The 12,291-nt window shown below is 59.9% G+C and carries 11 protein-coding genes and 1 tRNA gene; 7 read left to right on the top strand and 5 right to left on the bottom strand.

Annotation, left to right across the window (positions count from 1 at the left end):
• Window positions 1-737: 737 nt before the first annotated feature.
• Complete coding sequence (locus PH586_RS16415; RefSeq protein ID WP_271348837.1) at window positions 738-1,040, bottom strand: DUF1883 domain-containing protein; 303 nt, start codon at window positions 1,038-1,040, stop codon at window positions 738-740.
• A 154-nt stretch (window positions 1,041-1,194) separates the two neighbouring features.
• Between PH586_RS16415 and PH586_RS16410 the strand changes: the two genes are divergently transcribed.
• The 3 genes from PH586_RS16410 (at window position 1,195) to PH586_RS16400 (ending at window position 3,987) form a co-directional block, all read left to right on the top strand.
• Window positions 1,195-2,241 (top strand): RNA methyltransferase, encoded by a 1,047-nt coding sequence (locus PH586_RS16410; RefSeq protein ID WP_271348836.1) that lies wholly within the window; start codon window positions 1,195-1,197, stop codon window positions 2,239-2,241.
• A gap of 142 nt (window positions 2,242-2,383) precedes the next feature.
• Complete coding sequence (locus tag PH586_RS16405) at window positions 2,384-3,709, top strand: MATE family efflux transporter (protein WP_271348835.1); 1,326 nt, start codon at window positions 2,384-2,386, stop codon at window positions 3,707-3,709.
• Window positions 3,710-3,762: 53 nt separating this feature from the next.
• Window positions 3,763-3,987, top strand: coding sequence for a DUF2970 domain-containing protein (locus tag PH586_RS16400; RefSeq protein ID WP_271348834.1), 225 nt, complete (start codon window positions 3,763-3,765; stop codon window positions 3,985-3,987).
• A 1-nt stretch (window position 3,988) separates the two neighbouring features.
• Here PH586_RS16400 and PH586_RS16395 read toward each other — a convergent pair whose 3' ends face one another.
• Both PH586_RS16395 and PH586_RS16390 read right to left on the bottom strand, forming a co-directional pair.
• A complete protein-coding gene (locus PH586_RS16395) occupies window positions 3,989-5,044 on the bottom strand; it encodes an ABC transporter substrate-binding protein (protein WP_271348833.1) in 1,056 nt (351 codons plus the stop codon).
• An 843-nt stretch (window positions 5,045-5,887) separates the two neighbouring features.
• Window positions 5,888-5,977: transfer RNA gene (locus PH586_RS16390), tRNA-Ser, on the bottom strand.
• Window positions 5,978-6,438: 461 nt separating this feature from the next.
• On the opposite strand from PH586_RS16390, the gene PH586_RS16385 reads away from it, so the two are divergent.
• The gene (locus PH586_RS16385) at window positions 6,439-7,128 is read left to right on the top strand and encodes a crotonase/enoyl-CoA hydratase family protein (protein WP_271348832.1); all 690 of its coding nucleotides are present in this window, start codon (window positions 6,439-6,441) and stop codon (window positions 7,126-7,128) included.
• A gap of 209 nt (window positions 7,129-7,337) precedes the next feature.
• Window positions 7,338-8,309: a magnesium and cobalt transport protein CorA gene (locus PH586_RS16380; protein WP_271348831.1), complete on the top strand. Its 972-nt coding sequence runs from the start codon at window positions 7,338-7,340 to the stop codon at window positions 8,307-8,309.
• Between the two features lie 180 nt (window positions 8,310-8,489).
• Here PH586_RS16380 and PH586_RS16375 read toward each other — a convergent pair whose 3' ends face one another.
• Window positions 8,490-9,218, bottom strand: coding sequence for an amidotransferase (locus PH586_RS16375; RefSeq protein ID WP_271348830.1), 729 nt, complete (start codon window positions 9,216-9,218; stop codon window positions 8,490-8,492).
• 360 nt (window positions 9,219-9,578) lie between these two features.
• On the opposite strand from PH586_RS16375, the gene ptrC reads away from it, so the two are divergent.
• Window positions 9,579-9,773, top strand: a complete 195-nt coding sequence (gene ptrC / locus PH586_RS16370; protein WP_271348829.1) for a type III secretion system co-regulatory protein PtrC — start codon at window positions 9,579-9,581, stop codon at window positions 9,771-9,773.
• A gap of 25 nt (window positions 9,774-9,798) precedes the next feature.
• A complete protein-coding gene (locus PH586_RS16365) occupies window positions 9,799-10,029 on the top strand; it encodes a hypothetical protein (RefSeq protein ID WP_271348828.1) in 231 nt (76 codons plus the stop codon).
• Between the two features lie 94 nt (window positions 10,030-10,123).
• Here PH586_RS16365 and PH586_RS16360 read toward each other — a convergent pair whose 3' ends face one another.
• Window positions 10,124-12,268, bottom strand: a complete 2,145-nt coding sequence (locus tag PH586_RS16360; protein WP_271348827.1) for a 3-hydroxyacyl-CoA dehydrogenase NAD-binding domain-containing protein — start codon at window positions 12,266-12,268, stop codon at window positions 10,124-10,126.
• Window positions 12,269-12,291 lie beyond the last annotated feature (23 nt).

The following is a 12,291-nucleotide window of genomic DNA, read 5'->3' as shown; positions in this document are numbered from 1 at the left end:
CTTTAAGCTAACTTCTTGTTTTACAAGAGGTTTACCGAGAGGCCTGCGCCAGAAGAGGTGCGGATTATAGGCCCGACAGAAACTACGTCAAGCCTTTATTAAAAGTTATTTGCCACCTTATAAGCGCTAGTACTGCAACCCTGCAGCAGATTAACGCCGAGACGATGCGTCTGCGGAGTATTCCAAGGTAGTTGTCGCGCCGACAGTGTTCCCTATGCCGCTGTTCTGAGTGCCGGTTACAGCCTCCCCGGGCTAGGTCGGATCGTCCCATGGCCAGGCCCTATTACTCTTCAGTTGCGCAGTACGAGCCCGGCGGGTATGGCTGCGTCCGTGGCGATGCTAGTGCTCGGCGGCATCGAAGGCGCGGTAAAGGATCGCAGCGGAAGACAGGTAACGGTCTTAATCGACTAACCGTGGCAAGATTTGACTGGGTGGCAAGCTGGCAATTAGCGCGCTGTTGAATATAACCAGATGGTGCAGAGCCCGTCCTCAACCACCCCATCCTCAACCGCGCGGATGGCACTGCGCTGATCCACGTAATCCCAGACCAGCCATGCCGGGAAATCTTCCGAGAGTAGGCTCTCCAGATTGCGGAGACTATAGGGGGAACTATAGAAAGCGCTGGAAAACCGCTTCGCGGCATTCCAGCCTACCGGGGCTGTGAATTCCGCGATTTGGAGGACGTGTCTCATCCCTCCTTTACTAGCGGCGCACTCAAGCGCAGTGCTATCAACCGCTCAACTCAATCGCGAAGTCGACTTGCGGATGATCTTGATCGAGTGCTTCAACGTCGGCTTGCGGGTCACGCTGATCGCCTTGCGGCTCACAGTATCGATGGTGATATTCCAGAAGCCACTACTCGGTACGGTGACTTTTGCCGGGAAAGTATCGAAAGCACCGCCGTGGTAAGTGTGTCGGCCGCCATTCTTGAAGCTGCGGAAATTCGCGTCGCTCATCAGGCGGATATTGCAGGTCTGCGAGCACTCGATCACGACTACGTCGTCTTCATTGAGGTGTTCGCGCTGGTGTATGTATTTCATCTACCGCTCCGCACAGCTGGGTCAGGCCAATCAAGGCGCTAGTATGAGTGCCCGGAAGGCCTGAGCAAAGCACTCAGTCGTTCATCGCCGTGCACTGGCCTTGGTTGGCCAACGGATACCGTCGCCGCACGCCTGGTGATAGCATGCGCGCCCCATGCAGATCGAAGACTTTTATCAGCACCTCGCCGACCTCGGCGCCAAGCCCATGCATATCGGGCGGATCAGCCGTGCCTGGCTGCAAGGCAAGCCGCTGGATACCGGTACGCGCAACCAGAAGACCGAGAACTTTCTGCCGCTGGCGGTGCGTAATGCCCTGCCGCAGTTGACGGCAGAACTCAATGCCATCGCCCGCCTCAGCTCCGAGCACCCGGCGGCGGATGGCTCGGCGCGTTTGCTGGTGGAATTGGCCGACAAGCAGATGGTGGAAAGCGTACTGCTACCGCGCGACGGCCTGTGTGTGTCGAGCCAGGTCGGGTGCGCGGTGGGCTGCGTGTTCTGCATGACCGGCAAGAGCGGCCTGCTGCGCCAGTTGAGCACGGCCGAGATTCTCGCCCAGGTGGCACTGGCCAGGCGCTTTCGCCCGGTGAAGAAAGTGGTGTTCATGGGCATGGGCGAGCCGGCGCACAACCTTGACAACGTGCTGCAGGCCATCGACCTCCTAGGCACCGATGGCGGCATTGGCCAGCGCAACCTGGTGTTCTCCACCGTAGGCGACCCACGGGTCTTCGAGCGCCTGCCGCAACAGCGGATCAAGCCGGCGCTGGCCCTGTCGCTGCACACCACCGACGCCGAACTGCGCCAGCAGCTGTTGCCGCGCGCGCCACGCATCGACCCCGAGCAGTTGGTCGAACTGGGTGAAATCTACGCTCGGCAGATCGATTATCCGATCCAGTACCAATGGACGCTGCTCAAGGGCATCAACGACAGCCAGGCCGAAATGGACGGCATCCTGCGCCTGCTCAAGGGCAAGTACGCGATCATGAACCTGATCCCCTATAACAGCCTGGAAGGCGACGACTACCAGCGCCCAGATGGCGACCGTATCGTGCAGATCGTGCGCTATCTACACAGCCGCGGCGTGCTGACCAAGGTGCGCAACTCCGCCGGCCAGGATATCGACGGTGGATGCGGCCAGCTACGCGCGCGATCAGTCGAGGTGCTCAACCGCCGGCGCGAGGGCAAGCGCACAGCTGGCACTTGAGACCGATGCACGCGGCGAGTCGCTGCTAACGACATTGGTGGTCATATGACATGCCTCGGCATCTACCCGGGGTTAAGATTCCCACCACTTCCGGCGCTAAGCATCCTGCATGCCCGGGTTAATTGGCCACAGCGAACCCTGCATGATCGAGCGTCAACGCCTAAGGCACATCCTCACTCTCGGCCTCCCGATTATCGGCGGCATGCTCAGCCAGAGCCTGCTCAATCTAGTGGATGCGGCCATGGTCGGCCGCCTCGGCGAGAAGGCATTGGCCGGAGTCGGCATCGGCAGTTATGCCAACTTCATGGCCATCGCCCTGGTCATGGGCCTTGGCGCCGGCGTGCAAGCCCAGGTCGCGCGGCGTCGCGGAGCAGGACGCCTGGATGAGCTGGCAGCACCATTAAATGTCGGAATACTGATTGCGCTGTGCCTCGCCCTGCCACTGACGGTGTCCTGCTGGTTGAACGCCCAGCCGATCATTCGACTGCTGTCAGGCGACCCCGAAGTACTGGCCATCGGCACCGCATACTTCAAGTGGAGGGTGCTGGCGGTTTTCGCCGTAGGCCTGAACTTCTCCTTCCGCGGCTACTGGAATGGCAACCACAGCTCCGGCGTCTATATGCGCACCCTGGTGATCATGCATCTGGCCAATGTACTGATCAGTTACTCACTGATCCATGGCCTCTTCGGCTTACCGCAGATGGGCGCGCCTGGCTCAGGGCTGGGCACCACGCTGGCGCTGTATCTGGGTTCACTGATTTATGCCGTGCAGACCTGGCGCAGCGCTCGCCACCAGGGTTTTCTGACCCGTCTGCCCAGCGCCATTGATCTGCGCAGCATGCTGCGCCTGTCACTGCCCAACTCGGCTCAGCAATTCTTCTTCGCCACCGGCATTACCGCGCTGTTCTGGATCATCGGCCAGGTCGGCACCGCCGAGTTGGCGGTGGCCCACGTGCTGATCAACCTGGCGCTTCTGCTGATCCTGCCGGCCATCGGCCTGGGCATGGCGGCCACCACTCTGGTCAGCCACAGCTTGGGCGAACTGGACTTCGACGCCGCCCACCGCTGGGGCTGGGAGGTGGTCAAGGTCGCGGCAGTCGGCCTGATGCTGCTGGGTACACCCTTCTGGCTGTACCCGGAACTGATCTTGCGGCTATTCGTCAGCGATCCAGCGTTGATAGAACTGGGCAGTTGGCCGCTGCGCCTGACCGGGATGGGCATGGTGCTGGATGCCACCGCCCTGGTGCTCACCCAGGCGTTGCTTGGCGCCGGCGCCAGCCGTACGGTGATGCTGGTCAGCCTGGGCAACCAATGGCTGTTCTTTCTCCCGCTGGCTTATCTGCTCGGCCCCATCCTGGGCTATGGTTTGCTGGCTATCTGGAGCCTGCAGATTCTCCAGCGCGGCCTCGCCTCGATGATTTTCGCCGTAATGTGGCAACGACGCGGCTGGACCCGGATACAGCTTTGAGCAACTATCGATGGATGTTCGACGGCCTGACAGGGCGCAATTGAGGGGGCACCATGAGCAAACAGGATGATCCAGATGAAAAGCCGCTGAGTTTATGGGAAATGCTGCAGAGCGTGCTGGCGGCGGCCATTGGCGTACAGAGCGGCAAGAAGCGCAGCCGTGACTTCAGCCGGGGCAAACCCAGCCACTTCATCATTCTCGGCCTGCTGTTCACCCTGCTGTTTGTTCTGGTGATCTTTGCCGTGGTCAAGCTGGTGCTGCATTTCGCAGGCGTATGAACTAGCGCAACAAGGCCTCGATAGAGCAGTCATAGCCTTGCAGGCGCGGCTTGAACGCGGCGCTGAAACGACGAAAATCCAGCTTGGCAGCATGCTTGTCGATACGCCGCAGCAATCGTATCGACTCCTGCCGGCTCAGCAAGCGGAATAAATCGGCCTGCTGATCCTTGCCGCCGCGCGCAGCGAAGTCCAGGCCGGCGGCGTGATCGTGGAGCATCACCATGGCACAGCCGCCAAGAATGAAATGGCCGCTGACCAGAACACTGATGCGTTGGTCAATTCGTGCCTGCAGCACCCTCTTTGAATTGTTCAGCCCCGAGTAGTGCAATTGTCGTCCCTTCTCCGCCGCCGCGCGCATCACGCCAAACGCCATCTCGTCATTCGCCGCCCACACCAGACTGACCTCGGGGTAACGCGCTAGCAGGACGCTAGCTTGCTCATACGCGCGTTGCTCCGACCACTCGCCATACAGCAGCTGCTTCAGACGCACGTGCGGATGTTCGGCAAGCGCACGATATAAGCCTGCCTCGCGCAATGTGGCCGATGGCGTCTGTTTGACGCCCGAGAAGGCGACCATTTCGCCAGCGCTAGCCGGCGCCATGGCAATCAGCGCCTTGGCCATCAGATAACCGGCTTCTTCATCGTTGGGCACCAGACTACCGATCCAGTTACGGTACTTCTCCCGACTGCCACCGACAATTGCCTGTTGATCTGGCGTTAGGGTGCTGTGCAGGGCGAACAGCTTGATCTTGCTGTCGGCAAACAGGCGCAGTATCTCCGGACCGACATAATGTTCATTGACGAAGACCAGATAGGTCGGCTGCTCCCTCGCTTGCAACACCTCACGCGCATGCTGCAACAGCTTGAGCGGGTCACGCTCACCATTGAGCACACGCAACTGCATGCCGAGGTCATTCGCGGCGTCGTGCATGTAAGCGACATATTCGAGCCAGAACGGCTCATCGGCATAGCCGGGATTGAGAAACACCACGGACACCGGCGCCTGGGTCGTAGCGGGCTTGCCGACACTGGCCGCCGACGCCAAGCCACTCAGCATTGAGAGACACAGCAGAAAAATCACACCCACAGCTGACCAGACCACGCACACCCCTCCCAAAAAGTGTGCGCAGTATAAACGTCAGACAGTGGCTCTTTGCCGCCACTTGTCCGCAAACATCGGCATAGGGGACGGCTTTCATGGCCGTTCCCCTGCCACAGCACCCGGCTTGCGGGCCCGCACCAGGCAGTCCGAGGAGACGCGGTCATGAGAGGCGGACCAGCCCCAAGCACTCGATCAACGCACTATTCAACACGCGACTCAAGTCCAGAGGACCGCTGTGCCACCAACGGCGTGAATTCCCGGCTACCGTATGCACAACCTGCGCCCCCTCCTCCCAGTGATCAAAACTCTCGATAAATCATGAGGCCGCGCCTCCACTGCTTGTGCTGGATCGCTCTAAGACGTTGTCTATGCATTCATCCCACTTGCGCCAGACTGCCAGGGTACCGACAGATAGCTCGAGCCAGGCTTTCCAACCTAGAAGGCAGGGCCACAGAATCTTGACGACCTGGTGTCCGCCTTGCGGCTGCAAACGTAAATTTTTACGTTATCGGTGCTCCAGCTGTCGATCCACTTCGTCCAACAGCACGCTCGCCAACTACGGCGACAGCGGGCCGCCCTGCGTTTCTCCACTGCGACTGCTCTCGACCACGCCAGTGGTCAACGCCACCGCCTGGGAGCTTGCATCAAAACCTCTCGCGATAAACCCGATTGCTGGAGATCCGCGTCCAGTACCCGACTCGCCTACAGCGAGCCCCATCCGCAATCGTTAATGACTCTCGCCGACCCCGGAAAGCAAAAAACCCCTGAAAGATTGCTCTCTCAGGGGTTTTGCGAAAGTGGCGGTGAAGGTGGGATTCGAACCCACGATACGATTTCTCGTATACACACTTTCCAGGCGTGCTCCTTCAACCGCTCGGACACTTCACCGGATCTCGCCTGACACTGGGTGTCTGTCGAGGCGCGCTAATCTAGCCGAACAGCTCGCCAAAGGCAAAGGTTTTTTCAGAATATTCATGTGCTTATGCCGAATGCTCGGTATCCGCTCGACAAGCCTGGGGGATTGGCTCGAATCGCCGGCGACCGCATAGCAGCAAACCGAGAGGGAATAAACTGGCTGCAGAGCAATACGGCGCTTTCTTCCCACAGGTTTGGCTGCGCGCGCTGCACGCCAGTAATTGACCAACTTGTCGTTTCTCATTATCACAGCCGTCTCCCTCAAGTCAGTCGCCATGCCAACACAACGCACGAGCATGGCGCCAATTGCCTGGGTCAATCGGGCCGGCAGGCTGTAATCGGCCGCTACAGCTGACTCGCCAGTCAGCCGCGGCGCTTTACCTGGGCGGTGCGGGTGGGTAACGTCTGTGGTACTTCAGTACAAGGAACCTGCAATGAGCGACCTGATCAGCTACCAATTCGAAGACGGTATTGCCACCCTGACCCTGTGCAACGGCAAGGTGAACGCCATCTCGCCAGACGTGATCGCCGCCCTCAATGTCGCACTGGATCGTGCCGAGCAGGACAAGGCCATCGTCATCGTCACCGGCCAGCCGGGCATTCTATCCGGCGGCTACGACCTCAAGGTGATGACTTCCGGCCCACAGAACGCGGTCAATCTGGTTGCTGCGGGTTCCACTCTGGCACGCCGCATGCTCGCCCACCCCTTCCCGATCATCGTGGCTTGCCCCGGCCATGCCGTAGCCAAGGGTGCCTTCATCCTGCTCTCGGCCGACTACCGTATCGGCGTCGAGGGTCCGTTCAGCATCGGTCTGAACGAAGTGCAAATTGGCATGACCATGCACCATGTCGGTATCGAACTGGCGCGCGACCGCCTGCGCAAGTCGGCGTTTCACCGCTCGGTGATCAATGGCGAGATGTTCGACCCGCAAAGTGCGGTGGATGCCGGCTTCCTCGACAAGGTGGTAACTGCCGAGCAACTGCTGGTCACCGCCCAGGCGGTCGCTCAGCAGATGAAGAAGATCAACATGAGCGCGCACAAGAACACCAAGCTCAAAGTGCGCAAGGTGCTGCTGGAAACCCTCGACCGGGCCATCGAACTGGACAAGCAACTCCCGCTCTAACCCCGCAATATGCCAGCTTCGCCCGGCCAAGTGCCGGGCGAAGCTGTATCAAGGCCCTTAACCAGAAACTGCCACCCAGCGGTGCTCGCTCAGCGCGAGCGGACACGGCATCAACCGATTATCTGGAAGAAATCCTCGTCAGCGGCAACACTCTAGAAAGAGTGAGGGCGATCGTTGCCCCCTTCGGTAAAAAGCCAAAAGGAATGACCATGGGCCGAGTCGTTGCCGCCGCCGTTTACAGCCAAGGTCAAAAGGTCACCGACATTAGCCTCGATGAAGGCAAGGAGTGGTCGAGAAAACCCGGCCACTTTGTCTGGATAGGCCTGCACGACCCAGGCGCCGAGGAGCTGACCAATCTGCAGCGCCAGTACGACCTGCACGAGCTGGCGCTGGAAGACGCCCTGCAGCGCCATACCCGGCCCAAGCTGGAAACCTTTGGCGACGCGTTGTTTCTAGTGGTCTATTCGGCGATTCAGATGAATGGCGAACTGGAATTCATCGAAACCCAGATATTCGCCGGCAACGGCTACATCATCAGCGCCCGCTATGGCCAGTCAGCGCCTTACTCACAGGTACGCCAGCGCTGCGAGGCGCGCCCCGTGCTGCTGGAACATGGCGAAGACTTCGTGCTCTACGCACTGCTCAATTTCGTCATCGAGAACTACCGGCCGTTGATCGATGACTATTACGCTGAGCTGGAGGAGGTCGAACAGGACGTACTCAAGCGACCGCTGACCCAGGCCGATGTCGAACGCATTCAAGACCTGCGCCGTGACCTGTTGCACCTACGCCGTTACATCGGCCCGCTAGAGGGAATCTGCCAGGAGCTGCAACACCTGGACTTCCCCTTTATCGACAAGCATATGCACCCATACTTTCGCGACGTGGCTATTCACGTCAGCCGCCTGCTGGAGGACCTGATCGCCCTGCGCGAAATGGCCGACCACGCCATCGAAATCGGCTTGCTGCTGGAGTCTTCACGACTGAGCATCACTCAGCGTAAATTCGCTGCCTGGGCTGCGATCCTCGCCTTCCCCGCTGCGGTGGCGGGTATTTACGGGATGAACTTCGAGAACATGCCGGAACTCACCTGGCAGTACGGCTACTTCGGTGTACTTGGCCTGCTTACCAGCGCCTGCATCGGGCTTTACGTAAGCTTCAAGCACTCCGGTTGGTTATGAGCCGATCCTGCCCAGCAGCAAAACGTCCAATCCGATAGTCGGCCTTTTGAGTCTCTAGCCAGCGCCTTAAAACGCAGTAACTCGTTGCTTTCGACTGCTGGCACGTATGGCAGGCGCAGCCAAGACTGCTGGCGCATGGTGTGCGAGGAGCGCCCTTCTCGGCCAGGCGCGGTAACTTGCTCAGTCATTCAGGCCCGCGCGGCCGTGCGCGACAAAACGCATCATCCACTCGGCCACCGTATGGCCCTGATGCTCATGCTGCAGGCTGTCGACACCCTTGCGATAGGCCGCTTCGCCAATGTGCTGCTGGCGAATTTCCAGCAGCTCCTTGGAGTAGTCGTGGATGAACTCCGGATGGCCCTGGAAGCACAGCACCTGGTCGTCGATGCAGTAGGCGGCGAACGGACAGAAGTCGCTCGAAGCCAGCAGGGTGGCATTTTCCGGCAGCTTGGTGACCTGGTCCTGATGGCTGATCAGCAGAGTCAGCTCCTCCAGCGCCGGGGTCATCCAGGTCGGCTGATGATCCAGGCGATAGCGATGGGTGCCCACGCCCCAACCCTGCACGGCGCGCTCTGTCTTGCCGCCGAGCAGCAACGCCAGCAGTTGGTGACCAAAGCAGATGCCGAGCAGCTTGTCGCCATGGGCATAACGCTCGAGCAAATAGGTCTTGAGGGTTTCGATCCACGGATCGCTGCCGAACGAATCGGCCTTGCTGCCGGTAACCAGATAGGCATCGTAGTGCTCGCTGTCCGGCGGGTAGCTACCTTCCATCACGTTGTACACGGTGAACTCGGCAGCGATCGGTTGGCGAGCGAACAGGCGCTCAAACATGCGGCCATAACCCTGATACTGGCCGACCAATTCAGGGCGAAGAACGTCAGTTTCGAGAATGCAAATCTGCAACGGCATGGGGCAAATACCTGAAACGCGAGTAATGGTTGGTTCAATGCTCAAGCCTGCCTGCGGCAGGGCAACAAGGCAAGAGGACGCATCGTCAACCAGGCACAAAAACGCCCGACCACCCAGCCTGCGCTTGTATCAGCTCGCTCGATAGTCACCATGATGCCTATTCACTTCTGCCGCTGACGCCACGCGGGGATGATCCGCACATCGCCCAACCATCGCAGAAGGATAATCATCATGAACAACTTCGCCGCTATCGCCAGCTTGCTTGCCGCTTCCGCCTTTGCCGGCAGTGCCAAAACAACCACCCGTAATTAAGCGAATAGGCGTTGCCGCAAGGCAGCACTGGTATCCAGGAGAGTCCCCATGAGCAGCGTCCAATTGGTCTCGGAGCAAAACGCCTACGGCATCACCTACGCCAGTGTCGATCAAAGCGGCATCCACTTCGAGAGCGAATTGGTTATCCATTTGAGTGACGGCACCTTGACCACCCTGAAGATGCCAACCCGGTTAAGCGAGCGCCAAGCCATTCAACGGCTGGTATGTGCCTACCAGGTGTGATGACTTTGTCCTAGGCCGAAAGACCATGAAACTACAAAACACCCATTTACTGATCGTTGCCGCATTGGCCTTGATGACCAACGGTTTTTCGTTGCTCGGCCTCAATCATGGCTCGGCCGGGGCGCTGGCCAGGAATATCGAGTGCGTCTCAAGCATATCGCGCAATATCCAGGTAGCCGAAATGCTCAAGCAGCTGACCGGCAACCCGCCTTGCAAACCACAGATGACGTCGGCAGGACCGTTCAGTTTCAGCTAAGCCGGTGGTGCATGCGGTGCAAGACGTGCTCGCTCAGCAGCCATCTCTGATATGAGGTTGCTGCACGAAAAAATCCTGCATCTCGCCTACAGGGTCAGAAGTATTCGTTGTTCGCCGCCTTTTCCAACAGCAAGGCCGGGGGCAGGAAGCGCTCGCCGTACTGCTCGGCCAGGTACTGGGCACGGGCAACGAAATCGCGGATGCCGTACTGGTTGATGAACTGCAGCGCCCCACCGGTCCAGGCGGCGAAGCCAATGCCCATGATCGAGCCTATGTTGGCGTCCGCCACCGACGTGAGCACAGCCTCCTCCAGGCAGCGGACGGTCTCGATGGCCTGGATGAAGAGAATGCGGTCGCGCACATCCTGCTGCGAGATCTGTGCGTCAGGCTTTTCGAAACGCGCCTTGAGCGCCGGCCACAAGTGCTTCTTACCGTCGACCGGGTACTCGTAGAAGCCCATGCCTGCAGCCTTGCCCGGACGCTTGTACTCGTTGAGCATCAGCTCGATCACCGCGAATGCCGGGTGCGCGGGGATCTGTTTGCCCTCTTCGGCCAGGTCCTTGAGGGTCTGCTGACGGATATGGTTCATCAGGCTCATGGACACTTCGTCGCTGATCGCCAGCGGGCCAACCGGCATGCCGGCCTTGCGCGCTTCGTTTTCGATCATCGCCGCCGACACGCCTTCGCCGAGCATGGCGATGCCTTCATTGGTGAAGGTACCGAACACCCGCGAGGTGAAGAACCCCCGGCTGTCATTGACCACTATCGGGGTCTTGTTGATCTGCATGACGTAGTCGAAACCGCGGGCCAGGGTTGTGTCGCTGGTACGCTCGCCTTTGATGATTTCCACCAGTGGCATCTTGTCTACCGGGCTGAAGAAATGCAGGCCGATGAACTTGTCCTGTTTCTGCACCGCCGTGGCTAAACCGGTGATCGGCAGGGTCGAGGTGTTGGAGGCGATTACCGCATCGGCCAGCGCAGCTCGTTCGGCGGCAGCGCTGACGTTGGCCTTGAGATCGCGATCTTCGAATACCGCTTCAATGATCAGGTCGCAGCCGTTGAAGTCGGCATCCTTGGCCGTGGCCTTGATCCGCGCCAGGATGCTGTCGCGCTTGTCGACACTCATCTGGCCACGGCCAACCTTCTTCTCCAGCAGCTTGGCCGAGTAGTTCTTGCCCTTTTCGGCCGCCTCCAGGGAGATATCCTTGAGCACCACCTCAATGCCGGCCATGGCCGACACATAGGCAATGCCCGCGCCCATCATGCCGGCGCCGAGCACGCCAACCTTGCGCGTGACATAGGGGGCGAAGCCCTGGGGCCGCGAGCCGCCGGCGTTGATCTGGTTGAGCTGGAACCAGAAGGTGCCGATCATGTTCTTCGCCACTTGCCCGGTGGCCAGCTCGGTGAAGTAGCGCGCCTCGATGATCTGCGCCGTGTCGAAGTCGACCTGGGCGCCCTCGACCGCGGCGCACAGGATCTTCTCCGGGGCGGGGAAACAACCGTTGGTCTTGTTGCGCAGTATAGAGGGCGCGATGGCGAGCATCTGCGCCACATTTGGGCTTGCTGGCGTGCCGCCGGGGATCTTGTAGCCGGCCACATCCCATGGCTGCTTGGGCGCCGGGTTGGCGCCAATCCAGGCGCGCGCCTTGGCTAGCAGATCATCCTTGTCGGAGGCCAATGCGTGGATCAGGCCAGCCTTGAGCGCGACATCCGGGCGTACCTTCTTGCCTTCGAGCAGATACGGCAGGGCCTGCTCCAGGCCAAGCAGGCGCACCATGCGCACCACTCCGCCGCCGCCCGGCAGCAGGCCGAGGGTCACTTCCGGCAGACCGAGTTGCACGCTGGAGCTGTCCAGGGCGACACGGTGATGACAGGCCAGGGCGATTTCCCAGCCGCCGCCCAGGGCCGCACCATTGATCGCCGCCACCACGGGCTTGCCCAGGGTTTCCAGGCGGCGCAGTTGACCTTTGATATTGAGGATCATCTCGTAGAAGGCTTGGGCGTCGGCCTTGGTGACCTTGATCAGTTCACCCAGGTCGCCACCGGCGAAGAAGGTCTTCTTCGCCGAGGTCACAATCACCCCGGCGATCGAATCCTTTTCGGCTTCCAGGCGCGCAACGGCTTTACCCATGGCCTCGCGGTACACCGCGTTCATGGTATTGGCGCTCTGGCCGGGCATGTCCATGGTCAGGACGACGATATTGTCCTGGCCCATTTCGTAACGGATGGCGTCAGTCATTACTTAATTCCTTTCTTGCTGGC

The sequence above is a fragment of the Pseudomonas aestuarii genome (assembly GCF_027988105.1).
Taxonomy (GTDB): Bacteria; Pseudomonadota; Gammaproteobacteria; order Pseudomonadales; family Pseudomonadaceae; genus Aquipseudomonas; species Aquipseudomonas aestuarii.
The sequence above is the reverse complement of the archived record's forward strand: the minus strand, read 5'-3'. Positions and strand labels throughout refer to the sequence as shown.